This window comes from Mesorhizobium sp. Root552, assembly GCF_001427285.1.
Lineage (GTDB): Bacteria > Pseudomonadota > Alphaproteobacteria > Rhizobiales > Rhizobiaceae > Mesorhizobium.
On the sequence record NZ_LMFV01000012.1, the window covers coordinates 168,448 to 193,834 of the forward strand.

At 60.6% G+C, this 25,387-nt stretch carries 22 protein-coding genes; 15 read left to right on the forward strand and 7 right to left on the reverse strand.

What is annotated here, in order from left to right:
• Window positions 1–124 precede the first annotated feature (124 nt).
• From ASD50_RS07125 to lpdA, 4 genes are all read left to right on the forward strand, one after another.
• Complete coding sequence (locus ASD50_RS07125) at window positions 125–3,118, forward strand: 2-oxoglutarate dehydrogenase E1 component (protein ID WP_056238073.1); 2,994 nt, start codon at window positions 125–127, stop codon at window positions 3,116–3,118.
• Window positions 3,119–3,148: 30 nt separating this feature from the next.
• On the forward strand, window positions 3,149–4,432 hold the full coding sequence (gene odhB, locus ASD50_RS07130; RefSeq protein ID WP_056238074.1) for a 2-oxoglutarate dehydrogenase complex dihydrolipoyllysine-residue succinyltransferase: 1,284 nt from the start codon (window positions 3,149–3,151) through the stop codon (window positions 4,430–4,432).
• Window positions 4,433–4,549: 117 nt separating this feature from the next.
• Window positions 4,550–4,969: a hypothetical protein gene (locus tag ASD50_RS07135; protein WP_413813881.1), complete on the forward strand. Its 420-nt coding sequence runs from the start codon at window positions 4,550–4,552 to the stop codon at window positions 4,967–4,969.
• A gap of 77 nt (window positions 4,970–5,046) precedes the next feature.
• Entirely contained in the window at window positions 5,047–6,453 is a 1,407-nt protein-coding gene (gene lpdA, locus ASD50_RS07140; protein ID WP_056238079.1) for a dihydrolipoyl dehydrogenase, read from the forward strand.
• Between the two features lie 711 nt (window positions 6,454–7,164).
• On the opposite strand, the gene ASD50_RS07150 is transcribed toward lpdA, so the two are convergent.
• Both ASD50_RS07150 and ASD50_RS07155 read right to left on the reverse strand, forming a co-directional pair.
• Window positions 7,165–7,380, reverse strand: coding sequence for a hypothetical protein (locus ASD50_RS07150; RefSeq protein WP_056238084.1), 216 nt, complete (start codon window positions 7,378–7,380; stop codon window positions 7,165–7,167).
• A 320-nt stretch (window positions 7,381–7,700) separates the two neighbouring features.
• The gene (locus tag ASD50_RS07155; RefSeq protein WP_056238753.1) at window positions 7,701–8,642 is read right to left on the reverse strand and encodes a tyrosine recombinase XerC; all 942 of its coding nucleotides are present in this window, start codon (window positions 8,640–8,642) and stop codon (window positions 7,701–7,703) included.
• Between the two features lie 119 nt (window positions 8,643–8,761).
• On the opposite strand from ASD50_RS07155, the gene rimM reads away from it, so the two are divergent.
• Both rimM and trmD read left to right on the forward strand, forming a co-directional pair.
• Window positions 8,762–9,382 carry a ribosome maturation factor RimM gene (gene rimM, locus ASD50_RS07160; protein WP_056238087.1) on the forward strand — a complete coding sequence of 207 codons (621 nt, stop codon included), beginning with the start codon at window positions 8,762–8,764 and terminating at the stop codon, window positions 9,380–9,382.
• Window positions 9,379–10,068, forward strand: coding sequence for a tRNA (guanosine(37)-N1)-methyltransferase TrmD (trmD, locus tag ASD50_RS07165; RefSeq protein WP_056238093.1), 690 nt, complete (start codon window positions 9,379–9,381; stop codon window positions 10,066–10,068). The genes rimM and trmD overlap by 4 nt, the downstream gene beginning before the upstream one ends.
• A 12-nt stretch (window positions 10,069–10,080) precedes the next feature.
• Here trmD and ASD50_RS07170 read toward each other — a convergent pair whose 3' ends face one another.
• The gene (locus tag ASD50_RS07170) at window positions 10,081–10,938 is read right to left on the reverse strand and encodes an RNA polymerase factor sigma-32 (RefSeq protein ID WP_056238757.1); all 858 of its coding nucleotides are present in this window, start codon (window positions 10,936–10,938) and stop codon (window positions 10,081–10,083) included.
• Window positions 10,939–11,228: 290 nt separating this feature from the next.
• Between ASD50_RS07170 and ASD50_RS07175 the strand changes: the two genes are divergently transcribed.
• From ASD50_RS07175 to ASD50_RS07185, 3 genes are all read left to right on the forward strand, one after another.
• A complete protein-coding gene (locus tag ASD50_RS07175) occupies window positions 11,229–12,002 on the forward strand; it encodes an amino acid ABC transporter substrate-binding protein (protein ID WP_056238095.1) in 774 nt (257 codons plus the stop codon).
• Between the two features lie 131 nt (window positions 12,003–12,133).
• Complete coding sequence (locus ASD50_RS07180) at window positions 12,134–12,814, forward strand: ABC transporter permease subunit (RefSeq protein WP_056238761.1); 681 nt, start codon at window positions 12,134–12,136, stop codon at window positions 12,812–12,814.
• Window positions 12,811–13,578, forward strand: coding sequence for an amino acid ABC transporter ATP-binding protein (locus tag ASD50_RS07185; RefSeq protein ID WP_056238099.1), 768 nt, complete (start codon window positions 12,811–12,813; stop codon window positions 13,576–13,578). The genes ASD50_RS07180 and ASD50_RS07185 overlap by 4 nt, the downstream gene beginning before the upstream one ends.
• Window positions 13,579–13,611: 33 nt before the next feature.
• Here the strand turns inward: ASD50_RS07185 and ASD50_RS07190 are convergent, their stop codons facing one another.
• A complete protein-coding gene (locus ASD50_RS07190; protein ID WP_056238102.1) occupies window positions 13,612–15,030 on the reverse strand; it encodes an aminotransferase in 1,419 nt (472 codons plus the stop codon).
• Between the two features lie 251 nt (window positions 15,031–15,281).
• Here ASD50_RS07190 and ASD50_RS07195 point away from each other — a divergent pair, with 251 nt between their 5' ends.
• Genes ASD50_RS07195 through ASD50_RS07205 form a run of 3 tightly spaced genes read left to right on the forward strand, consistent with a single transcriptional unit; the run spans window position 15,282 to window position 18,119 of the window.
• Window positions 15,282–16,199: an ABC transporter permease gene (locus tag ASD50_RS07195; RefSeq protein ID WP_056238105.1), complete on the forward strand. Its 918-nt coding sequence runs from the start codon at window positions 15,282–15,284 to the stop codon at window positions 16,197–16,199.
• Window positions 16,196–17,023 (forward strand): ABC transporter permease, encoded by an 828-nt coding sequence (locus ASD50_RS07200; RefSeq protein ID WP_056238107.1) that lies wholly within the window; start codon window positions 16,196–16,198, stop codon window positions 17,021–17,023. Before ASD50_RS07195 ends, ASD50_RS07200 begins: the two co-directional genes overlap by 4 nt.
• A 22-nt stretch (window positions 17,024–17,045) precedes the next feature.
• Entirely contained in the window at window positions 17,046–18,119 is a 1,074-nt protein-coding gene (locus tag ASD50_RS07205; RefSeq protein WP_056238764.1) for an ABC transporter ATP-binding protein, read from the forward strand.
• Between the two features lie 66 nt (window positions 18,120–18,185).
• Here the strand turns inward: ASD50_RS07205 and ASD50_RS07210 are convergent, their stop codons facing one another.
• The 3 genes from ASD50_RS07210 to ASD50_RS07220 are packed head-to-tail and all read right to left on the reverse strand — an operon-like array spanning window position 18,186 to window position 20,828.
• On the reverse strand, window positions 18,186–19,268 hold the full coding sequence (locus ASD50_RS07210) for an ABC transporter substrate-binding protein (protein WP_056238110.1): 1,083 nt from the start codon (window positions 19,266–19,268) through the stop codon (window positions 18,186–18,188).
• Between the two features lie 21 nt (window positions 19,269–19,289).
• Window positions 19,290–20,003: a transcriptional regulator BetI gene (gene betI / locus ASD50_RS07215; RefSeq protein WP_056238115.1), complete on the reverse strand. Its 714-nt coding sequence runs from the start codon at window positions 20,001–20,003 to the stop codon at window positions 19,290–19,292.
• Window positions 20,004–20,009: 6 nt separating this feature from the next.
• The gene (locus tag ASD50_RS07220) at window positions 20,010–20,828 is read right to left on the reverse strand and encodes a class I SAM-dependent methyltransferase (RefSeq protein ID WP_244484454.1); all 819 of its coding nucleotides are present in this window, start codon (window positions 20,826–20,828) and stop codon (window positions 20,010–20,012) included.
• A 151-nt stretch (window positions 20,829–20,979) separates the two neighbouring features.
• Between ASD50_RS07220 and ASD50_RS07225 the strand changes: the two genes are divergently transcribed.
• The 3 genes from ASD50_RS07225 to ASD50_RS07235 are packed head-to-tail and all read left to right on the forward strand — an operon-like array spanning window position 20,980 to window position 25,386.
• Window positions 20,980–22,599 (forward strand): phytoene desaturase family protein, encoded by a 1,620-nt coding sequence (locus ASD50_RS07225; protein ID WP_056238121.1) that lies wholly within the window; start codon window positions 20,980–20,982, stop codon window positions 22,597–22,599.
• Entirely contained in the window at window positions 22,586–24,157 is a 1,572-nt protein-coding gene (locus ASD50_RS07230) for a phytoene desaturase family protein (protein ID WP_056238123.1), read from the forward strand. The genes ASD50_RS07225 and ASD50_RS07230 overlap by 14 nt, the downstream gene beginning before the upstream one ends.
• On the forward strand, window positions 24,157–25,386 hold the full coding sequence (locus ASD50_RS07235) for an aminomethyltransferase family protein (protein ID WP_156464967.1): 1,230 nt from the start codon (window positions 24,157–24,159) through the stop codon (window positions 25,384–25,386). Before ASD50_RS07230 ends, ASD50_RS07235 begins: the two co-directional genes overlap by 1 nt.
• The last annotated feature ends 1 nt before the right edge of the window (window position 25,387 follow it).

Here is a 25,387-nt window from a genome sequence, read left to right on the forward strand (position 1 = left end):
GGTTTTCTGCCCGGCGCGTATTACCAGGAAGGGTGGACGTTTACACGGCGGCGACGGCCGCAGGTCACGAAGCGGCGGAGAGCCGCAAACGCAAGGAGACGAAGCCCGAGGCTTCGAGCGCGACATGGCGAGACAAGATCAAACCAACGACCAATTCTCCCTCACATCTTTCCTCTATGGCGGCAATGCCGACTATATCGAAGCCCTTTACGAGGCTTACGAAGACGATCCTGCCTCGGTTGATCCGCAATGGCAGGACTTCTTCGCTGCACTGAAGGACGATGCAGCCGACGTCAGGAAGAACGCCCAGGGTGCGTCCTGGGCGAAGCCAACTTGGCCGCTTCAGGCCAATGGCGAACTGGTTTCGGCGCTCGACGGCAACTGGGGCCTAGTCGAGAAGGTCATCGAAAAGAAGATCAAGGACAAGGTGGTTCCGAACGGCATCGCGCTGTCGGACGCCGATGTCCATCAGGCGACACGCGATTCCGTTCGCGCCATCATGATGATCCGCGCCTTCCGCATGCGCGGCCACCTTCATGCCAAGCTCGATCCGCTCGGCATTGCTGGTGAACTCGAAGACTACAACGAATTGTCGCCGCAGAACTACGGCTTCACCGAAGCCGATTTCGACCGGCCGATCTTCCTCGACAATGTGCTTGGACTGGAGTTCGGAACGGTCCGGCAGATGCTGGAAATCCTTACCCGCACCTATTGCTCGACGCTTGGCGTCGAATTCATGCACATCTCGGACCCCGAGGAAAAGGCGTGGATTCAGGAACGCATCGAAGGCGCCGACAAGGAGATTTCATTCACGGCCGAGGGCAAGAAGGCGATCCTGCAGAAGCTGATCGAGGCCGAGGGCTTCGAACAGTTCATCGACGTGAAGTACAAGGGCACCAAGCGGTTCGGCCTCGACGGCGGCGAATCCCTGATCCCGGCGCTTGAGCAGATCGTCAAGCGCGGCGGCCAGCTTGGCATGAAGGAAATCGTGCTGGGAATGGCCCACCGCGGCCGCCTGAACGTGCTCAGCCAGGTGATGGCCAAGCCTCACAGGGCGATTTTCCACGAATTCAAGGGTGGCTCCTACGCGCCCGACGACGTCGAAGGCTCCGGCGACGTGAAGTATCACCTTGGCGCTTCGTCCGACCGTGAGTTCGACGGCAACAAGGTGCATATGTCGCTGACCGCCAACCCATCCCATCTCGAGATCGTCGATCCGGTTGTGATGGGCAAGGCGCGGGCCAAGCAGGATCATCTCTACGGGCGAGCCCGCGAGGAAATCGTACCACTTGAAGAGCGCGCGAAAGTCTTGCCGCTGCTTCTTCATGGTGATGCCGCCTTCGCCGGCCAAGGCGTGATCGCCGAGATACTCGGCCTTTCCGGCCTGCGCGGCCACCGTGTTGCCGGCACGTTGCATTTCATTATCAACAACCAGATCGGGTTTACGACCAATCCACGTTTCTCGCGCTCGTCGCCCTATCCGTCCGATGTTGCGAAGATGATCGAAGCGCCGATTTTCCACGTCAACGGCGACGATCCGGAAGCGGTCGTTCATGCCGCCAAGGTGGCGACGGAATTCCGCATGAAGTTCCATAAGCCCGTGGTGGTGGATATGTTCTGCTATCGCCGGTTTGGACACAATGAGGGCGACGAGCCTGCGTTCACGCAGCCGATCATGTATCGCTCCATTCGAGCGCATAAGACGGCGGTGCAGCTCTATGCCGAACGCCTGATTGCCGAAAACCAGATCACCCAGGCCGACTTCGACAAGATGAAGGCTGACTGGCGCGCGCATCTCGAAGCCGAATTCGAGGCTGGACAGTCCTACAAGCCCAACAAGGCCGACTGGCTGGATGGCGCATGGTCGGGTCTCAGAACGGCGGACAACCAGGACGAACAGCGGCGGGGCAAGACCGCGGTGCCGGTGAAGGTGCTGAAGGAAATCGGCAAGAAGCTGACTGAGGTGCCGAAGGGTTTCGAAGCGCACCGGACGATCCAGCGCTTTCTCGAAAACCGTCGCAACGCGATAGAGACGGGAGAGGGCATCGACTGGGCGACGGCTGAGGCGCTGGCATTTGGCGCCATCTTGCTGGACGGCAATCCGGTGCGGCTGTCTGGACAGGACAGCGAACGCGGCACGTTCTCGCAGCGTCATTCGGTGCTTTACGACCAGAAGGATGAAACCCGCTATATTCCGCTGAATAATCTTTCGGCGGCTCAGGCCGGTTACGAAGTGATCAACTCGATGCTGTCGGAAGAGGCGGTACTCGGCTTCGAGTATGGCTATTCGCTGGCCGCACCAAAGGCGATCACCTTGTGGGAAGCGCAGTTCGGCGATTTCGCCAACGGCGCACAAGTGGTGTTCGACCAGTTCATTTCGTCCGGCGAACGCAAGTGGCTGCGCATGTCGGGCCTTGTCTGCCTGCTTCCCCATGGGTATGAGGGCCAGGGTCCGGAGCATTCTTCGGCGCGTCTTGAGCGATTCCTGCAACTTTGCGCCGAAGACAACATGCAAGTTGCCTATTGCTCGACGCCGGCAAACTATTTCCACATCCTGCGCCGGCAGCTGAAGCGCGACTTCCGCAAGCCGCTGATCCTGATGACGCCGAAATCGCTTCTGCGCCACAAGCGCGCGGTTTCGACGATTGCGGAAATGTCGGGCGAAAGCGCCTTCCACAGGTTGTTGTGGGATGATGCGCAGTCGGCAGGAGCCGGCAGCGATCTTGTGCGGCTGGTCAAGGATTCCAAGATCCGCCGCGTCGTTCTTTGCACGGGCAAGGTCTACTACGACTTGCTGGAAGAGCGCGAGAAGCGGGGCATCAACGACATCTACCTCCTGCGTGTCGAGCAGCTTTATCCATTCCCGGCCAAGGCGCTGATCACCGAACTGTCGCGGTTCCGCGGCGCTCAGATGGTATGGTGCCAGGAAGAGCCGAAGAATATGGGAGCGTGGTCGTTCATCGACCCCTATCTGGAATGGGTCCTTGCCCATATCGACGCCAAGCATCAACGGGTGCGCTACACTGGCCGTCCCGCTGCCGCTTCTCCGGCAACCGGCCTGATGTCCAAGCATCTGGCGCAGCTTTCCGCCCTGCTCGAAGACGCGCTCGGCGAATAGACTCTGGAAGAGAAAGAACGGACAGGCACAATGGCTACCGAAATCCGCGTTCCCACTCTCGGCGAATCCGTCTCCGAAGCAACGATCGGCAAATGGTTCAAGAAGGCAGGCGATGCAATCGTCGCCGACGAACCGATCGTCGAGCTTGAAACCGACAAGGTGACGATCGAGGTACCGGCACCCGCTGCCGGCACATTGATCGAGATTGCCGCAAATGAGGGCGATACGGTCGGTGTTGGTGCGCTGCTCGGCACCATTGGTGCTGGAGCGGGCAAGGCCGCGGCGCCTCAACCCAAGCAGGAAACTGCGGTGGCCCAGGCTTCTGCGCCTACGGCTGCCTCGACCACCAAGGAAGCTGCGGCCCAGCAGGCCAAGATCGCGGGCGAATCTCCGATTGAACCGCGAACCATGCCTCCGGCACCGGCCGCGGCCAAACTGCTGGCCGAAGCAAATCTTTCGGCCGACCAGGTCTCCGGGTCCGGCAAGCACGGCCAGGTGCTTAAGGGCGACGTTCTGGACGCCATCGCCAAGGGTGCGCCCTCGCAGCCGGCCGAAGCGCCTCGTGCTCCTGCCGCTCCGATTGCCGTTCGCGCGCCATCTTCAGCCGATGACGCACCTCGCGAGGAGCGCGTTCGCATGACCAAGCTGCGCCAGACCATTGCGCGCCGCCTCAAGGAAGCCCAGTCCACTGCTGCCATGCTGACCACCTTCAACGAGGTGGATATGAAGGGCGTGATGGATCTGCGCGCCAAGTACAAGGACGTGTTCGAGAAGAAGCATGGCGTGAAGCTGGGTTTCATGGGCTTCTTCACCAAGGCGGTTACGCACGCGCTGAAGGAAATCCCGGCGGTCAATGCGGAGATCGACGGCACCGACGTCATCTACAAGAACTACGCCCATATCGGTGTGGCGGTGGGTACCGACAAGGGCCTCGTCGTGCCGGTGGTGCGGAATGCCGATGCCATGTCGATTGCCGAGATCGAAAAGGAGGTCGGCAGGCTGGGGCTTGCGGCGCGGGACGGCAAGCTCTCCGTCGCAGACATGCAGGGTGGTACCTTCACCATTTCCAATGGTGGCGTCTACGGTTCGCTGATGTCGACGCCGATCCTCAATGCGCCGCAGTCGGGCATTCTCGGCATGCACAAGATCCAGGATCGGCCAGTGGTCGTCGGCGGGCAGATCGTGATCCGGCCGATGATGTATCTGGCGCTATCCTACGATCACCGCATCGTCGACGGCAAGGAGGCCGTGACCTTCCTGGTTCGGGTCAAGGAGAGCCTGGAGGATCCGGAGCGGTTGGTGCTGGATCTTTAAGGATCAGGCACCATGGCAGCAGGCAGCGCCCGCTTGCGAAGAACGCTGGCTTTATGGACCGGTTTGGTGCCGGCGCTACTTTCAGCCGCGCCGATATCTGCCTATGCCGCTTGTCCGATGGAACTTTCCGTCTATGGCGATCGCGACGACGCGGCGTGGATCGACTTCAGGCCGACCGGTGAGTCGGCCGTGGTTACCAACAGTTTCAAGATGGTGCTCGAAAAGGGCGTCGTCCTCGACGGCATCGTGATGTGGAGCGAAGGGGTCAAGCGTCCCCATGCTTCGCTCATGTACCAGTGCCCGGAAGGCGACGTGACGGGCGAAGAGATTGCGGCCTGCACGCTTTGGGAGGGTGTCATCTATGCGGCGGACACCAACGGCAAGGTCGACTTGATTCCGGCTGAAGGCGAAGCTGCCCCTCCGACGCTGATCTTCCCTGATCTTGGTCCGACCCTGCGCATGTCCGCGGCTTACGGAGAGGATGGATTTTCCAAGTTGCCTTGGGACGTTTTTGCATTGAAGGGTTGCCAGGAATAGTTGGCTCACGGGTGGCGAAGCCGTTTCGCCCTGCATAAATCGAAGATGCCGGAAGGCCGGCAAGAAGGATTGAAATCATGGCTTATGATGTCGTCGTCGTCGGGTCTGGTCCGGGCGGATATGTTTGCGCCATCAAGGCAGCACAGCTTGGCCTGAAGGTCGCGGTTGTGGAGAAGCGCGAGACCTTCGGCGGCACCTGCCTCAATATCGGCTGCATTCCTTCGAAGGCGTTGCTTCATGCCTCGGAAATGTTCGCCGAGGCGGGCCATTCCTTCGATGCGCTGGGCGTAGAGATCGCAGCCCCCAAGCTGAATCTGAAGAAGATGATGGCGCACAAGGATGCGACCGTGGCCGCCAATGTCAGTGGCGTCGCCTTTCTGTTCAAGAAGAATAAGATCGATACCTATCGCGGCACCGGCAAGGTGGTCGCGGCGGGCAAGGTCATGGTCACCGGCGAGGATGGCAAGGGGCAGGACATTGAGGCGAAGAACATCGTCATCGCCACCGGTTCCGACGTGGCGGGAATTCCGGGTGTCAAGGTCGACATCGACGAGAAGGTGATCGTGTCTTCGACCGGTGCACTGTTGCTGGACAAGGTGCCGAGCCATCTGGTGGTCGTCGGCGGCGGTGTTATCGGCCTTGAGCTTGGCTCGGTTTGGGCGCGTCTTGGCGCCAAGGTCACGGTGGTCGAGTTCCTTGATACCGTCCTCGGCGGCATGGATGGCGAAGTGTCGAAGCAGTTCCAGCGCATGCTCGGCAAGCAGGGTTTCGAGTTCAAGCTCGGTGCCAAAGTGACGGGTGTCGCCAAGGCCAAGAAGGGCGCAACGGTTACGTTTGAGCCAGTAAAAGGTGGTGCTGCGGAAACCGTCGAGGCGGATGTCGTGCTGATCGCCACTGGCCGCAAGCCCTATACCGATGGTCTCGGGCTCAAGGAAGCCGGTGTCGAGATGGACGAACGCGGCCGCGTCAAGACGGACGGCCATCTTCGAACAAACGTTGCTGGCATCTATGCGATCGGGGACGTGGTCGCTGGGCCGATGCTGGCCCACAAGGCTGAAGACGAGGGCGTCGCGGTGGCCGAGATCATCGCCGGGCAGGCCGGGCATGTAAACTACGATGTCATCCCGGGCGTCGTCTACACCAGCCCGGAGGTGGCTTCGGTCGGCAAGACCGAGGAAGAACTCAAGAAGGCCGGCATTGAATACAAGTCGGGCAAATTCCCGTTCACGGCCAATGGCCGGGCTCGCGCGATGCTGCACACCGATGGCTTCGTCAAGATATTGGCCGATAAGGCAACCGATCGGGTGCTTGGCGTCCATATCGTAGGCTTCGGGGCTGGTGAGATGATCCACGAAGCGGCGGTGCTGATGGAATTCGGCGGCTCATCGGAGGATCTCGCCCGCACCTGCCACGCGCATCCGACGATGTCCGAGGCGGTCAAGGAAGCGGCGCTGGCTACGTTTTTCAAGCCGATCCATATCTGACCGGCTTGAACCGAGTGGTCATGTAAAAGCGGCCCGCCGATTGGCGGGCCGCTTTTCGTTGATGGCCGATGTCAGTTGGCCGGTGCCGGAGCGGGTTCAGCCGGGGCTGGTGCCGGGGCAGGCTCAGCTGGAGCTGGCTCGGCAGGCGCGGGTTGGGTCTCCGTCGGCGCAGGAGCAGGTGCTGGTTCGGCTGGAGTTGGTGCAGGTTCCGCTGGTGCAGGTTCCGCTGGGGCCGGAGCCGGCGCGGGCTCGGCAGGCGCTGGAGCAGATTCTGTCGCGGCGGGTTGCTCGGCAGGAGGAGCGGCCGGCTCACCCCTTACGAAGAGGTAATAGGCGGCTATGGCCAAGACGATAACGATCAAGGCGATCAGCCACGTGCTGCCGCTGCCGCGTGGCTCCATCGGTCGCGGACTGGCAATTCGCGGATCTGATGTTGAATGCGGTGGTACAGGGTTCAACGGATCCGTAAGCCGTGGATCGTTCGGGTCCGGCTTGTTTGGGTCGGCCATACTGTCCTCCTGGTGAAATGGATCAGCCGAAATTGATCGGCTAATGCCCATTAACGCACGAGTGGGGAATGGGTTTCATTGCCCGTGACATATCCTCCCCGCACCTTGAAAACTGGGGGAGTTCACAGATGGAAAAGCGGCGACAACAGCCTTCCCCGATCCCTACGAATCGGGTTGTGTGTCGGGTCAGAACCCTGGCAGCCTATTGCGCGGGCTGTGCCGGCGTGGCCGGCGATGGCAACGGCAAGACGGTCTGTTCGTCCGGCACCGACATCGGGGGCGGCTGATCTTCTGAAACACTGGCGACGATGGCCGTCTTGTCTACGGCAGCGTTATCGGCCGATTTCATGAAATCGCAAGCATGGGCCGCCGATACCGAAAGGCCGAAAGATGCTGCCAGGATAAGCGCCTTTGTCATGCTCTTCTCCTTCCATTTCACGTGGACCGGGGAAAGCTAGCAGATTTTGCAAAGATGGCCCAATCACGCTTTGCGTGAGCGGCGGCTTGACCAACGTCGACGGTTTTAGGGAAGGGGCCGGCTAAGCGGCAAACATCAAAACGGCCAGGAACGACAGGAAGAACAGCAGGTTTACTGCTGCGAGCAACTTCATGCCGAAAAGGGCGGTACTGTCTGCGATGGCAAAGGCGCGTTTCATAGCATGGAGCGTAATTTCAAATCGCCGCCAAACCGTTAATGAATGCAGAAAAATTGTCAGAATATCGCGGAAAACAGCGCCTTCAGGCGCGAGGGTGCGCCGATTGATAGATTTCCAGCAGACGTGCCGTGTCCACCCCGGTGTATATTTGCGTCGTCGAAAGGCTGGCGTGGCCGAGCAGTTCCTGGATGGTGCGCAGATCGCCCCCGCGCCCTAGCAGGTGGGTGGCAAAGGAATGCCGCAGCGCATGCGGCGCTGCCGAGTCGGGAAGGTTCAGGGCGGAGCGCAGTTTTACCATCTCCCGCTGGATGATGGCGGGGTTGAGCGGGCCGCCACGCGCGCCGCGAAACAGGGGATCGCCTGCCTCAAGATGAAAGGGGCAGAGCCGCCGATATTCCAAAACCGCCTGTAGCGCGACGGGCAGTACCGGCACCAGCCTGGTCTTGCCGCCCTTGCCGGTTATCCGCAGCACCTTTTCGTTCGGATTGATGAGATCGCTGCCGGTCAGCGCGAGCGCTTCCGAAATACGAAGACCGGAACCGTAGAGAAGCGTCAGCAGGGCGGCGTTGCGCGCCGCGATCCATGGCTCTTCGGCCAATTGCTCGACGGTCGAGACGACGCGTTTGGCGTCGGCGGCCGTGAGCGGCTTTGGAAGCGACTTCGGTTGCTTCGGGGCCCGTAGGGCGGCAGCTCCCGCCGCATTGACGAGGCCTTGCCGCTCCAGAAACCGCAGCAGCGAGCGGATGCCGGCAAGGCCGCGACCCAGGGTGCGGGCGCCGGCACCGCCGTTCCTGCGCGAGGCGAGAAAGCCGCGCAAGTCTGCAGGGCGAAGGTTTGCGATGTCGGCGATGCCCGGCGGCCCGCCACAGTGGCCGGTGAGGAATTGCAGGAACTGGCGGGTGTCGCGCTCATAGGCTTCGACGGTGAGCATGGACAAACGGCGCTCGCCTGCCAACACCGACAGCCAGCGCTGCCTGGCATCGTTCAGGTCGGGTTTCGCCGAAATCAGGAACTGTTCCTGCATGATCGTTTCCATCTTCGTCTCGCCATCTTGCTTAAGCGAGGTTAGGAAGCGGTGAAGGGTGCTTGTAATGCAATTCTTCCAAATCTAGGACATGATCAAGCCCGTAGGATTTTCAATTGATGCCGAAGCTCAACAATCCCGTCCAGATGGCAGTGATAGGTGCAGCGCATGGCATCAAGGGCGAGTTGCGCGTCAAAACCTTTACCGGCGCGCCGGAGGCGCTTGGCGACTACGGGCCATTGTCCACAAGGGACGGCCGCATCTTTGAGGTTCTCAGCATCAGGCCCGCAGGCAATGTCGCCGTCGTGCGCTTCAAGGGCATCGATGGCCGTACGGCGGCAGAGGCGCTGACCGGCACCGAGCTGTTTGTCGATCGTTCCGCGCTTCCCGAATCCATCGAGGAAGACGAATTCTATCAGGCAGACCTGATCGGCCTTGCCGTCAAGGACGATACCGGCGCAATTATCGGCAAGGTGCTGGCGGTGCAGAATTTCGGCGGCGGCGACATACTCGACCTGATGGTGGGTAGCCGCAAGGGCGTGCTCATTCCCTTTACCCAGGCAGCAGTTCCGGAGGTTTCCATTGCCGGCGGCTTCGTACGTATCGATCCGATTGCGGCAGGGTTGGTGGAGGATGAGGACGGCGATGGCGAGCCTGACATCGAAACGGCCCCGGGCCGCGATGGTTTCGATGCCAAACGCCGCCCGCGCGGACCGAAAGACGCCGGAGGCAACCGGTGAGCTTTGCCGCATCGGTTCTCACGCTTTACCCGGAGATGTTTCCGGGTGCGCTCGGCGTTTCGCTTGCCGGCCGGGCGCTGGAAGCCGGCACATGGTCGCTCGACACGGTCCAGATCCGCGACTTTGCCACGGATCGTCATCGGACGGTGGATGATACACCGGCTGGTGGCGGCGCCGGGATGGTCATGCGCGCCGACGTGTTGGCCCGTGCCATCGACAGCGCGGCCGCTGAGGGCGATCCGCGACCTCGCCTCCTGATGAGCCCTCGCGGCAAGCCGCTGACCCAGGCGAAGGTGCGAGAACTGGCTGCGGGCCCCGGTGTCGTCCTTTTATGCGGACGCTTCGAAGGTGTCGACCAGCGCTTGATCGAGGCGCGCAACCTCGAAGAAATCTCGATCGGCGACTACATACTCTCAGGCGGCGAACCGGCAGCGCTGGTATTGCTCGACGCCATTGTGCGCCTGTTGCCGGGGGTCATGGGAAACGACCAGTCGGGCGAAGAAGAGAGTTTCGAAAACGGGCTGCTGGAACATCCGCATTATACGCGACCACAGGAGTTCGACGGGCGGCTCATTCCCGAGGTTCTCGTCTCCGGCAATCACGCCAAGATTGCGCAATGGCGGCGAGAGCAGGCGGAGCGCCTGACACGGGAACGCCGGCCGGATTTGCTTGACGGGGTTAAGTGACGGCGGGCCTGTTCAGGCGGCCAGAAACTCCGGATTCTGTTTCACCAGAGCGACCTTGAGCTTTTCCATGGCGCGGGCTTCGATCTGGCGAACCCGTTCCTTTGAGATGCCGAGCTTGCCGCCAAGCTCTTCAAGCGTAACGCCTTCGTCCTTTAGCCTGCGTTCTTCGATAATCCTCAACTCGCGGGCGTTCAGCGCCCTGAGCGCGATCCTGAGCCACCCTGAACGTCTTTCGACGTCGATTGTCGTGGAGGCGATTTCGTCGGGCCAAGGCTCGTCCGACACCAGAAAGTCCATTCGCTCCGTGGAATCGGATTCACCGGTCAGTGGGGCATTCAGCGATCTGTCGGGCGTGGACAGGCGGGCGTCCATGGTGGCAACGTCTGATGTCGAAACGCCAAGCGCTGCCGATATTTCCTCATAGAGCGCGGTGCTGGAAAGCGTTTCATTGCCATTTGCCAGCCGGGCCCTGAGCCGCCGCAAGTTGAAGAACAGCGATTTCTGCGCAGAACTGGTGCCGCCGCGTACGATAGACCAGTTGCGCAGAATGTAGTCCTGCATGGAGGCGCGTATCCACCACGTCGCGTAAGTCGAGAAGCGTACCTCGCGCTCGGGCTCGAAACGCGCGGCGGCTTCGAGGAGCCCGACGTGACCTTCCTGGATCAGGTCGCTGGCGGGGAGCCCGTAGTGGCGAAACTTGGCGGCCATGGAAATGACCAGCCGCATATGCGCGACGACTATCCGGTTCAATGCGTCCTGGTCATGATGTTTGCGCCAGTTGAGGGCCAGCTCCTGCTCTTCCTCGCGACCGAGATAGGGGGCAGCCATCGCGATGCGGATGAAGTCGCGCGAGGTAGTGTCCTGCATCATGGCGGTGCTCCGACCTTCGACAGCCTGCATGTGCCAACGCGCTTGCGAAAGGCACTTTATGACCGTCAGGAACGTTCGAGATCGGAAGTTGGTTCCGGCTCATTCCATTGCTCGAAGACGAGCCTTTCATGCGGGCAACGAACCCCGGCAGGGCCCGCCATTCATTAGCAATCAATTCCTGATAGCCGCCAATTTTCGGATTTTCCTTCCTTATTTTATGCCTAAAGTTCTGCGAGATTGCCTGCCTCTACAAAAAGCGCCCGTTTCGGGCTCAACAGGATCACAGAAAAATGAACTGGCTTAAATCGCTTATCGTTGCCGGCACGTTGCAGGCGCTGGCCATCACGGCTGCCGCTGCGGGCGCCAATCTCGACCAGATCAAGGCAGACGGCGTGCTCAAGATCGGCACCGAAGGCACCTACGCACCCTTCACCTACCACGATGCGTCGAACGAACTTGTCGGCTTCGACGTGGAGATCGGCAAGGCAGTCGCGGCAAAGCTTGGCGTCAAGGCCGAGTTCCTTGAAGGCAAGTGGGACGGCCTGATCGCTGGCCTCGATGCCAACCGCTATGACGCGGTCATCAACCAAGTCGGCATCACCGAGGAGCGCAAGGCGAAATACGACTTCTCCGATCCGTATATCGCTTCCAAGGCAGTGCTGATCGTCAAGGGCGACAACACCGACATCAAGGGCTTCGCCGACCTGAAGGGCAAGAAGTCGGCCCAGTCGCTGACCTCCAACTTCGGCAAGCTGGCCGAGAAGAACGGCGCGGAACTCGTCGGCACCGATGGCTTCGACCAGTCGATCCAGCTGCTTTTGACCGGCCGCGCGGACGCGACCATCAATGACAGCCTGTCCTTCCTCGACTTCAAGAAGCACAAGCCCGATGCCGATGTGAAGATTGCCGCGCAGGAAGAAAATGCAGACTATTCCGGCGTCATCGTGCGCAAGGGCGACCCCGAACTGGTCGCGGCGATCAACAAGGCGCTGGCCGATATCAAGGCCGACGGCACCTACCAGAAGATCGCCGACACCTATTTCGGCCAGGACGTTTCAAAGTAACAACCGGGCTGGCGCTCCAGCCAAACCGAACAAGCGGCGGCCGCCAGATATCGGCCGCCGCTTTCCGCTTGATGGGTAGGCGCGCTATTGTGCGCCTGCTCGATACAAGCGACGATTTCCGGAGGTTTTCCGTGCCGCACTGGCTTCAATTGATGCTGGAATCACTCGGCCCGCTGTTGTGGGCCGCGCTGGTTTTCACCACGCCGCTGACGCTTCTTTCCTTCACCTTCGGCCTGATCGTCGGTTTGGGCGTGGCGCTGATCCGCCTGTTCGGGCCGAAACCGCTGGTTGCCGTGGTGCGCTTTTATGTCTGGATCTTTCGCGGTACGCCACTGCTGGTGCAGCTTTTCCTGATCTTCTACGGCCTGCCGTCTGCGGGCATCCTGCTGGACGCCTTTCCGGCAGCGCTGATCGGTTTCACCCTCAACATCGGCGCCTACAGTTCCGAAATCATCCGTGCCGTGATCGGTTCGGTGCCAAAGGGCCAATGGGAGGCGGCCTATTCGATCGGCATGACGTGGAGCCAGGCCATGCGCCGCACTATCCTGCCGCAAGCAGGCCGCGTTGCGGTGCCGCCGCTTTCCAATACTTTCATCTCGCTGGTGAAAGACACCTCGCTCGCCGCCGCCATCACGGTGCCGGAGATGTTCCAAGCAGCGCAGCGGATAGTCGCCGTTACGTATGAGCCGTTGATCCTCTATGTCGAGGCAGCGCTGCTCTATCTTGCCATGAGTTCCGTGCTATCTGCATTGCAGACCCGGCTGGAAACGCGGCTCAACCGCTATGGCGGCTTCCTGGAGGCGCGGGCATGATCGGCCTCACCGATATCGAAAAGCGCTTCGGCGACAATGTCGTTCTGAAAGGCGTGTCTGTTGCCATTGCCGAAGGTACCGTTACCGCACTGGTCGGCCCATCGGGCGGTGGCAAGAGTACGCTTTTGCGCTGCATCAACCTGCTTGAAATCCCTACGTCCGGTACTCTGCGTATCGGTGAAGAAACGCTTGCCTTCAGGCCTGGCGAGAAGGCTGCGTCCAAGGATGTCCAGCGGTTGCGCCGCCAGACCGGCATGGTTTTCCAGAACTTCCAGCTCTTCCCGCACCGCACAGCGATCGAGAATGTCATGGAGGGGTTGGTCACCGTTCTGAAATGGCCCGCCGAGCGGGCGCGTGAACGGGCGCTGGCCTTGCTCGAGAAAGTCGGCATGGCGCACAAGGCGGATGCCTGGCCAGCCACGCTATCCGGCGGCCAGCAACAACGGGTGGCGATTGCCCGTGCCTTGGCGCCTTCGCCAAAGGTGCTGCTGTGCGACGAGCCGACTTCGGCGCTGGACCCGGAACTGGCGCAGGAAGTGGTCGATGTTTTAGGACAACTCGCAAGCGAAGGCACGACGATGGTGATGGCTACGCACGACCTGCGCCTTGCCTCCAAGATCGCCAACGAGGTGGTGTTCCTCGAGGCGGGCGTCGTGGTAGAGAGCGGGCAAGCGGCAAGCCTGTTCGCCAATCCTCAGCGCGAACGCACCAAGCGGTTCATCGCCACCTTGCGCCATGAACAGGAAAGCGGCGGAGCCGCCTGAGGAGCGCCGGAACAAGGCTTCAGGACTTTTCCTTCAACCTTGCCAGACGCCTTCCTTGCGCAGGTCGTCCATGGTGCGCGAAATGCCCTCGCGCAGTATGGACACCATATCGTCGATCTGCTCGCGACTGATGGTCAGCGGCGGCGACATCACGCACATGTTGATCAGCGGCCGCACCAGAAGACCAAGCTCGTGGCAATGCGCGTCGATGCGTGCGCCGACATTCTTGTCCAGTTGCAGCGGGTTCTTGCTTTCACGGTCGGCAACGCATTCGACGCAGGCCATCAAGCCGATGCCGCGCACCTCGCCGACCAAAGGCAAGTCTTCCAGCGTCTTCAACTGTGCCTGGAAATATGGCGCGACATTTCGGGCGTGTGCCAGAACGCCGTCCTCGAGGATATCGAGGTTCTTGAGCGCCACGGCACAGCCGATGGGATGGCTGGTATAGGTCAGGCCATGGCCGAATAGCGCGTCGGGGTGGTTTGAGCGACGCAGATCCTGGAGCAGGCGTTCGGAAATTACCACGCCGCCGAGCGGAAAATAGCCAGAGGTGACGCCCTTGGCAAAAGTTATCATGTCGGGGTCGAGGCCGAATACCTGTCCCGAGGCAAAGACGTGGCCGAGACGACCAAAGGCCGTGACAACTTCGTCCGAGACATAGAGGATTTCGTTGGCGCGGCAGATTTCGCGGATGCGCTGCAGGTAGTTGTCGGGGGGTATGATGACGCCGCCGGAGGCCTGAACCGGTTCGCCGACGAAAGCGCCAATGCGTTCGGCTCCAACGCGCGCCACGGTTGCGCTGAATTCCTCCACGAGGAAATCGCTGAACGCCTCACTCGTCATGTCCTTGGGTCGGCGGAAGGGATCGGGAGACGTCATCTTGACGACCAGTTCGTCGGCACCGTCCATCCAGTCGCGGTCGCGAGGCCGGCCGTTTAGCGAGGCCGACAGATAGGTGGAACCGTGATAGGCGCCTCCGCGGCTCAGGATCAGCTTCTTTTCCGGCCTTCCGCGCACGTTGTTGTAGAATTGCATGAAGCGCAGTGCCGTCTCCACCGCCGACGAACCACCCGTAGTGTAGAAGACGTGATTGAGATCGCCGGGTGCATGGGAAGCGATGCGCTCCGCAAGCTCGGCTGACGGCGCATTCATGGTATACCACGGCGTATTGTAGCAAAGCTGCATAGCCTGGTCGTACATCACGCGCGCCAGTTCTTCGCGACGATGACCGATGTTGATGCACCACATGCCTGCTGGCCCGTCGATCAGTCTTTGACCGGTGCTGTCGGTGATGTAGATGCCATCGCCTTCGCCGATCAGGGCGCGTGCCTCCTCGCCAACGGAACCGGCATAGGGCCACGGCTGGACCAGGTGCCTCCTGGCCTGTTCGACGGCGTCGAGCTCGTCGTTTCCACCGGCCTGATCCCTCGATAGGTCGCGTAATGCCGCCATTGCTGCCTCGCTTTCGGTCTCGCCCGGCTTGCCGCCGCTCCGAGCCTGATCATCACTTCATTTTGAATGTCCGTTCAATCAATATGGCAGAATTAACGCTTGATTTCAATCTGCGGATGCGCTCATGATTGGAAGACAGCGGGCAAGCCCACGGGGAACGGGCGCTCGCATGACCGATGGGATGGCAGCATGGCAGGCAAGTTCAGGCCCGCGACTGCATACGAACCCCAAGCCCTGCACGGGGTTTTGCCATGACGGCGGCTGTGGCGGACAGTCCGGGGGTCGGTTCGAGACGAACGCGTCGCGATGTTCTGCTGCAATCGGAGGCCGTCCAAGGTCTTGGCCTGATCAGCCCGACATTTCTTTACGCGGTCGTCTTCCTGCTTGCGCCGATCATCGTCGTCATCGCCCATTCCTTCTGGACGCAGCACTACCTCACGATAGATCGTACCTTCACGTTGGAGAACTACCGCATCGCGCTGACCGAGCCGATCTATCGCGACCTGTTGTGGCGATCGCTCTATATCTCGCTGACAGTGAGTTTCCTGACGGTGGTGTTTGCCTATCCCATCGCCTACTTCATCTCGTTCCATGGCGGCCGCCACAAGGGACTGTGGCTGTTCCTCATCACCATCCCGTTCTGGACCAGCTACCTGCTGCGCGTGATGGCCTGGAAGGTGATTCTTGGCTACAATGGCGTGCTAAATTCCGGCCTGATGGGGCTTGGCATCATCGATGAGCCGTCCACCGCGCTGCTTTATAATTCCAGCGCGGTCATCATCACGCTGACGCATGCGTGGGCGGCTTTCGCCATCTTGCCGATCTTTGTTTCGCTGGAAAAAGTCGACCGCACGCTGGTCGAGGCGGCAACCGATCTTGGTGACGGTCCGCTGCGCTCGTTTCTGCGTGTGACGCTGCCGCTTTCCATTCCAGGCGTGATTGCGGCGCTGCTCATCGTCATGATCCCGACCGTCGGCGACTATGTGACGCCGAAATTGGTCGGCGGCAAGGACGGCGTGATGATCGCCAACGCCATCCAGGTTCAATTCGGCAAGGCCGCCAACTGGCCGCTTGGTGCCGCGCTCTCGGTAACGACCATGGTGATCGTCACGCTGATGGCGCTTGCCAGCGTCTTCATCATTCGCTCGGCCGCGAGGATGGCGCGATGAGCGGATTGAGGCGGTTTCTACCCGGCAGGTCGTGGCTTGGCGCCTATGCCGCCATCTATGTCGGTTTCCTCTATCTTCCCGTCGTCTTCCTGCCGATCTTTTCCATCAACACCGCAGCGACACCGAAATTCCCACTCTCAGGCTATACGCTGAAGTGGTACGAGGAATTGCCGCATACGCCGGCCCTGCTCGACGCTGCATGGAACAGCCTCGTAGTCGGCATCTCGGCCTCAGTCCTTGCCACCACGCTAGGCATCCTCGCCGCGCGCGCCATAACCCGCTACCGGTTTCCGGGCCGACGTACGATCAACGGGCTCATCATGGCGCCGCTGGTGCTGCCGGAGATCATCGTCGCCATTTCGATGCTCCTGGTAATGCTGCAACTGGGTCTGAGCCTTTCGCTGTTCACCGTTGTGCTCGGCCATGTGTTGATCTGCATTCCCTATTCGATGACGGTGCTGATTTCCGGCTTCGAAGGGTTCGACCGCAGTCTGGAGGAAGCGTCTGCCGATCTGGGTGAAAGCGCCTTTGGAACGTTTCGCCGCGTGACATTGCCGATGGTGATGCCCGCCATCATCTCCAGCCTGCTGGTTTCCTTCACCATCTCGCTGGACGAGTTCATCATCGCCTTCTTCCTCACCGGAACGGAGGCGACGCTGCCGATCTACATCTGGGGACAGTTGCGGTTTGCGGCCAAGCTGCCCGGCGTGCTGGCACTTGGAACGCTGCTGCTCGTGCTGTCCTTCGTCATGTTGTCGATCGCCGAGGTGCTACGCCGCCGTGCTGCGCGCCGTACCAGCAATGAGGGAGGCCTTTATGCCTGAACGCCCCGTCGCCGATCGGCCCATGATCGAGATCACCAACGTCACCCGCAGCTATGGAGCTTTCAAGGCTCTCGACGACGCCAATCTGGTCATCAGGGAAGGTGAGTTCTTCTCGCTGCTCGGGCCTTCCGGGTGCGGCAAGACAACATTGCTTCGCATGATTGCCGGTTTCGACAACCCGACCACCGGAACCATCGCCGTCGATGGGCAGGCGATGGAGGGCATCCCGGCCAACCGGCGACCGACCAATATGGTGTTCCAAAGCTATGCAATCTTTCCTCACCTCAATGTCGAGCAGAATGTCGCCTATGGGCTAAAGCGGCTGAGACTCGATTCTGCAGAGGAAAAGCGGCGGGTCGAGGAAGCTTTGGGGCAGGTTTCGCTGAACGGTCTCGGCAAGCGCGGGGCGACAGAGCTTTCGGGTGGCCAGCGGCAGCGCGTCGCATTGGCGCGCGCGCTCGTCATGCGTCCGAAGGTGCTTTTGCTGGACGAACCGCTATCGGCGCTGGACAAGAAGCTGCGCGAGCAGATGCAGGTTGAACTGCGCCGGCTGCAACAGGCGGTCGGCATCACTTTCGTCCTCGTGACGCATGATCAGTATGAGGCGCTGGCCATGTCGGATCGCATTGCCGTCATGTTTGGCGGGCGTATTGCGCAAGTCGCTTCGCCGAAGGAAATCTACCAGCGCCCGGTCAACCGCCAGGTTGCGGACTTCCTTGGCGGCATGAATTTCGTCAAGGCAGAAATCGTCGAGGAACAGGGTGCTTCGCTGGTGGTCGACACACTCGGCTTCGGGCGGATAAAGACCGACAAGCCCAAGGCCTTTGTCCGCAACGGCAGTGGCGCGACGCTCGGTATCCGGCCCGAGCGGCTGCGCGTGCTTTGGGACGATTCGAGCGCAAAATTCGAAGTGTCCGGCAAGGTGGTGGAACGCCATTATTTCGGCGAGATCACCCACCTGATCGTCGAGATACCGGGTTTGGAAAAGCCGCTTTCGGTGACGGAAACCAATGATTTTGGCGCCGACGACATACCGGTCGGGTCATCGATCAGGCTAGCTTACGACCCCGAGGCTTTGGTGGCGCTGGCAGATTGAGGCCCGCTTGAGATTGACTGCCGGCCAGCACTTGTTCGACGGGCCGGCAGTTCTCCCGATTGCCTTTTAGTAGCCGGCCTTGATCTTCTCGAATTCGGCAATCATCTTCAACTTCAGGTCGGATGGAACCGGCGATTGGAAAAGCGTCTTGTCGACGAATTTCTCCACGTCGTCATAACCCTTTTCCTTCATTACCTGCGGATCGACGGACTCCATGCCCTTGGCATTGGCCTGGCCGTAACCCCAATCGCCGACCAGCACCTTTGCCACTTCGGGGTCGTTGATCGCATTCAGGTAGTCGTATGCCTTTTCAGAGTTGCCGGGCGCATCCTTGAACAGGACATAGCCGCATACCCAGGTCGAAATGCCCTCGTCAGTGTCCTTCTTCGACTTGATCGGCGCGCCGGCAGCTATCGATTGAACTGCCGCGTCGTTCCACGCCCAGGCGAGGTCCACTTCGCCGCCCGACAGCGCCTGGACGATATCGGTGGTATCGGTCCAGTAAAGCCGCACGTTCTTGTGAACCTGGCGCAGAAAGTCGGAAGCCTGTTTGAACTGGTCTTCGGTCATCGTCGTCCAGTCCTTGATGCCAAGGACGAGACTTGCCAGCGCATAGGCGTCGTCGACGTTGTCGCCTATCGAGACGCGGCCTTCGAATTTCGGGTCGGCGAAGGCCTTCAGCGATTGTACGTCCTTTTCGTCGACCTTTTCGGTGTTGTAGGTCACCAGTGTATTGCCCCAGTCCCACGGCATGAACCACGCCTTGCCGTCCGCTGTGGTGGCGAGGTCCTTCATCGCCATGATGCCAGGGTTCAGGCTGTTCCAGTCGGTGATCTTCGAGGTGTCGAGCGGTTGTAGAAGGCCAGCTTCGCGCCATTTCACCACGCTTTGCGAGCAGGGGTGACCGAGATCGGCCTTGAACCCGGAGCGGATCTTTTCGAATGCCTCGTCTTCATCGCCGAAGAAAGCAAATGTCGGGGAATCGCCGTTCTTGTCGAGATATTTCTGATGGAAGGAAGGGTCCTCGTACCCTGACCAGTCAAAGACGATAAGCTCGCTGTCGGCAGCTATCGCCAGTGCCGCAACCGAGGCGGCCAAAGAACCGGCCAGAGCCAGCGTCAGGGTCAAACGTCGGGAAATCGTCTTCATCGTTCCATCCTCTGTTTGGTGTTAAGCGGTTTTCCGGTCGGCCGCCTCCCGCGGGTAATGATCCGGAAATACCGAAGCCAGGAAATCATAGGCCGAGGTGAGCGCGGTTTCGCGCGTGACGCCTTCTGCGCCGATCATCAGCCTGAGCCAGAGACCCTCAAGAAGGGCGCTGAGAGCAAGCGCCGTCGCGTCAACGTCATAGCCGTAGCCTGCTTGTCTTTTCAGTTCGGCGCAAAGCTCGACGATGGTGCCCTGGTAGTCCTGGTCGCGCGCACCGCTGAGAGCTTGATATGTAGGGCGCGACTTTGCTTCGCCCCAGAAGGCGCACCAGGCGGCGAGCTTGCGCTTGTTGCATACGGTACGGTCAAAATCTGCGGCGACGAGCGCCTGCAACCGGCGGGCCGGGTCGCTGCCTGCTTTGGTCAGCGCCGTGCGCCAGTGCGCACCATATTCGTCGTACATGTGCTGCAAGGTTGCGATCAACAGCTTTTCCTTGCTCTCGAAATGGAAGTTGACGATGCCACGAGACAGGCCGGCGCCATCGGCAACATCGGCCATGGTCGTATCGGAGTAGCCGCGCTTGGCCAGTGAATCGATGGTGGCCTCGATCAGCTGAAGGCGGCGCACTTCCTTGGATGCCTTGCGGCCCCGCTTTTCTGGCTCGGCTTTCGCTGCCAGGCTTTCCGCTTCGTCTTCCGATATTCCTGCCTTCATCGGGTGAGTCGCTTCCAACATACCCCGCTATCCTGTCGTGCCGGGCTTCCACCCGCGCAGATGAGTGGGACGGTGCTCGCCGCTGTCAAGCACTACCTGCATGGCTTCCCATGTCTTGATGTTCTTATCAACATAGGCGGCGCCTACGGCCGATGCGACGTGGTGGTAAAGTGGACCCTTCAATCTTGCCAGCTCGGTTCTGGCGACCTCACGATACCAGGGGTTGCGGTCTCTCTTCTCAATGCCAGTGAAACCGGCCCGCCCCATCGCCTCGGCATATCGTGCGGGCGAAGCCATGGCAAAGGATAGCCCCTCGGCGGCAATGTAGGCTTTCATTTCCGGTGAAGGTTCGCCGTCATGCGAGATCATCCAGTTCGACGCGGCGAACACTCCGCCTGGCTTCAGCACCCTGTAGATGTCCGCAAACAGCGCGTCCTTGTCCGGAACGTGCAGCAGGGCATCCTTGGAAAAGACGACGTCGAAGGAATTGTCCGCGAACGGCAGCCGGCCGGGGGCAGCCTGCACGAAACTGGCACGGTTGGACAGATTGCGTTCGGCGGCATGGCGGCGGGCGGCTTCTATGACCGGTAGTTCGACATCGAAGCCCGTAGCCGTGGCGAGCCCATGCGCTTCCAGAAGATGCAAAGTTACGCCGCCAGCGCCACATCCGACATCCAGAAGCGCCTTGTCCTTGAGGTCCAAACCTTCCACGACCCGGTCGACTTCGTCCGGGCCGCCGGGGGAAAGATATCCGTCACCCCACAGCGCCTCCAGAAAGCGGATGGCGGTGTCGTCATATTCGGGTTCTGCCGTTGCCGTCTCGATCATCGGATCACAGATTTTCAAGTCCCGGAGACCAATGGAAAGCTAACCCATTCACAGCAAAATGCAACCTCATTTGTTGAACATTCATTCAATATGGCTGGACAAAAATGGGATTGTCGTGGCAAATTTGAAGAAATCGGGGCCTGATCATGCAAGCAGAAGGTCGGCTGGAATGAAGAGCTGGGACGCGATCATCATCGGCGGCGGCCACAATGGGCTTGTCAATGCCTGCTATCTGCAGCGCGCCGGGCTTGACGTGCTTGTGGTCGAGAAGAATGGCTGGGTGGGCGGGGCCGCTACCAGCCGTGAACTGACACCCGGTTTTGCCTATTCAAACTGTTCCTATGTCTGCTCGCTGTTTCGCCCGGAGATCATGCGCGATCTCGAACTGCCGCGGTTCGGCCTCCAGGTTATTTCCTATGAAGGCGGGGCGGTGTTGACCCGCGACGGCGACTATCTCGCCAACTATCGCGACCATGATGCGCACCGGCGCGAGTTCGCCCGTTTCTCCAAACGTGATGCCGAGGCCTATGACCGCTATGCCCGGGACGTGACGCGTCAGTGCCGCTTCATCCAGCCCTTGCTGATGCGCACCGCGCCCGATCCGACCAGTCTCAAGCCGCGCGACCTTGGCGAACTCGTCTACCTCGCCAAGAAGTTCGGGGAACTTTCCGCCGCAGAAATATCGCTGATGCTGCGCTTCTGGACGATGTCGATCTCGGATTTCCTCGATGAATATTTCGAGACCGATGTCATCAAGGCAAACTTCGCCATATCAGGCATCATCGGCACCGCGCTCGGGCCGATGTCTCCCGGCACCGCCTATGTGCTTTTGCATCATTACATGGGCGAGGTGGACGGTTCTGTCGGCGCGTGGGGCTATGCGCGCGGCGGCATGGGAGCTGTAACCAAGGCGCTGGCCGCTTCCTTCGAGGCTTCGGGCGGTACGATCAGGACCGGCGCAGAGGTCGAGCGCGTGTTGGTCAAGGGCGGCAAGGCCAAGGGAATCGTTCTTGCCGGCGGCGAGGAGATTTACGGCAAGCTGGTCGTTTCAAACGCCGACGTGAAACGGACATTCCTCAAGCTGGTCGATGACAAGGACCTGCCGGATATTTTCTTGCGACGGGTGCGGAACTTCAAGATCCGCGGCTCGTCCGGCAAGGTCAACATTGCGTTGGATTCGTTGCCCGAATTTCCAGCGTTGCCGAAGAATTCGCCCTGCTACCGTGGTGACCTTCACTTCACCGATACGGTCGAGCGCATGGAGCGAGCCTATGACGACTGGAAGGCCGGGCGTTGGTCTGCCGATCCCTTCCTCGACATGATGATCCCGACAACGCTTGACCCGACCATGACTGCGCCTGGAAAGCATTTCATGAGCTGCTTCGTGCAGTACGCGCCACCCAAGATCGAGGGGCGCGAGTGGACTGACGCCGACCGGGACGGTTTTGCCGAATCGGTGATCTCGCAGATCGCCGATTACTCGCCCGGGTTCCGCGAGCGGATCGTTCACATGGAGGTGCGTACGCCCCGCGAACTGGAAGCCGAGGTCGGACTGACAGAGGGTAATATCTTCCAGGGCGAACTTACCTTCGACCAGTTGTTGTTCAACCGCCCGGTGCCGGGATATGCGCAGTACCGCTCGCCTATCGGCGGGCTCTACATGTGCGGCTCGTCCACACATCCGGGTGGCGGCGTGATGGGCGCCCCCGGTCGCAATGCCGCCGCTGAAATCCTTCGCGATCTCGCCAAGCCCCGCCTTCATATGAGCCCGGCCCATGACATCATTTGATTGCATCGTCGTCGGCGGTGGCCACAACGGTCTGGTTGCAGCGGCACTGCTGGGCAAGAGCGGCCGCAAGGTTCTGGTGCTGGAGGCTGCTGCCGAGGTTGGGGGTGCGGCCCGCACGGAAGAATTCGCACCCGGCTTCCGTGCTTCCTCGCTCGCGCATATCCTAAACCGGCTGCATCCAGACGTGGTCAAGGATCTGGATCTTGAGAGGCAAGGCCTGCGGCTGAAGCGAGATGCTTTCATTCCCTCAATCGCGCTTGTGAGAGAGGGTACGCCGCTTATTTTGCAGGGGGCATATGGTGAGACCCTTACGGGAGCTAGCGCCAAGGAACAAACGGCATGGCTAGAGATGCGAGCCCAGTTGCTGCGCTACGCCGATATCCTGAAGCCCTTTCTTTCGCGCCGCCCACCCGATCTCGGAGGCCTGTCTCTTGGCGAAACAGCGGCGCTTGGCCAGATGGCGTTGACCTTGAAGCGTCTCGGCAAGGAAGACATGCGCGATTTCCTGCGCGTTCTTCTGATGAACGTGGCGGATCTGCTTGACGAGCAACTGACGGATGACCGGTTGAAAGGCCTGCTTGCCTTCGATGCCGTGCTGGGAGCGCATCTCGGTCCGCGCTCGCCAACGTCGCTGCTTGGTTTGTACTATCGCCTGGCAGGCGAGCTATCCGGCGAAGCAGGTGCTCAGCTTTTGCCGGCAGGCGGCATGGGCGCGGTCGTGTCCGCTATCGCGGCGGCAGCTGCCAAGGCGGGTGTAGCGGTGCGCATGAATTCCCCTGTCGCGCGCATCGTTGTCGAGAACGGCCGTACGACCGGCGTTGTGCTTAAAACAGGCGAGGAGATAGGTGCTGCCATCGTCGTCTCGGCGACGGATCCGGCAACGACCTTCCTTGATCTGGTTGGTCCGCGCGACCTCGACACCGGCTTCGTGCGCAAGGTGAGCAATATCCGCATGAAGGGCGACACGGCCAAGCTCCATCTCGCCCTCGACGCACCGCCTGCATTCGCAGGTCTGGACGCAGCCGGGCACAAGGGCCGCCTTGTCATCGCGCCCTCTACGAACCATGTCGAACGGGCCTTCAACCCCTCGAAGTATGGCGAGTTCTCGCCTGAACCGGTCATGGAAATCACCTTGCCGTCGCTCTCCGATGCCTCGCTTGCGCCAGATGGCGCGTGCGTGCTTTCGGCGGTTGTACAGTATGCACCCTATGCGCTGAAGGAAGGTTGGCAGGCCGGCAAGGCAAAGTTCCAGGCCACGATCATGGCGCAACTCGAAGCCTATGCTCCGGGCATCGGCAGAACGGTTCGGCATGCCGAGCTTCTTACGCCGGCTGATATAGAGGCTCGCTATCGTATGCGTGGAGGCCATTGGCACCATGGCGAATTGCAGGCCGACCAGATGCTGGTGTCACGGCCGGTCGCTGGCTGGTCAGGCTACGATACGCCGATCACCGGCCTTTACCTTGCCTCTGCCGGTTCGCATCCCGGCGGCGGCGTCTCCGGAGCGCCGGGGCTGAATGCCGCCCGGCGGATATTGCAGAGGCGGAAGGAGGCGTGATGGATACGGCAGCTGACAAGGTTGCGCTTCGCCGCGCTGCTCAGGGACATTTCAGTGCCTGGCGGATCGATACGCCTTTCCAGCCGAGGCTTGCGGAGCTGTCGAGGACAGACGACTGGTATAGCTGGGCAGGCTATCGGGCGCCGCATTCGCTTCGGGATGAGGAGCTTGAATACTTCGCTATCCGTAGCCAGGCGGCACTGTTCGACATTTCGCCGATGACCAAATATCGGGTCGAGGGACCAGATGCCGAAGCGTTCCTAAACCGGTTGACCTTGCGCGACGTGACGAAACTGAATCCGGGTCGGGTCCACTATACGGCCTGGTGTGACGACGAGGGCTTTGTCCTGGACGATGGCACGCTGTTTCGCCTCTCTGCGGAAAGGTTCCGCCTGTGTTGCCAGGAACGCCACCTGCCCTGGCTGCTCGATAGCGCCGTCGGGTTCCAGGTTTCAATCGACGAGGAGACAGAACAGGTCGCAGGTCTTGCGTTGCAAGGGCCGACGTCCTTTGCCGTGCTTCGCGAAGCAGGTTTTGCCGGTATCGAAAAACTGAAGGTTTTCGACCTTGCCGAGTTGGATCATGAAGGCGGCAAGGTGGTGATTTCGCGCACCGGCTTCACCGGCGACCTCGGCTATGAGCTTTTCGTGGAGCGGGCTCTGGCGCTCAGCCTTTGGGATCGGCTGGTCAAGGCGGGCGAGCTTCGCGGCATACGCGCCATCGGCTATACGGCGTTGAATCGTGCTCGCACCGAAGCCGGGCTGATCGTCGCCAACGCTGATTTTGTTACCTCCGAACATGCCATCCGTGCCAATCGGTTGCGCATGCCCGACGAGATCGGCCTTGGCTTCATGGTCGATGCGACCAAGGGCCATTTCAATGGCCGCCGTGCTATTCTTGAGGCGAGGACGCGGGGCAAGTTGCGCCATGTCCTTGTCGGGCTGGAGATCGAGGGCAACGTGCCGGCCGAGCATGCCATCGTCTACCACAAGAAACATAAGGAGATCGGGCTTGTGAGTGCGGCGCTATGGTCGCCCATGGCCAAGAAAAATATCGCAATCGCATCGCTGGAAAGACCTTTCGGGGATACAATCAGCGACGATCTCTGGGTCGAAATCTACGCCATGCGTGAATTGCAGTACCAGAAACTGATGAAGCGGGCGAAGGTGGTACAGCGGCCTTTCATCAAGCTTGACCGGCGCACCGCCAATCCTCCGGCGGATTTTTGAC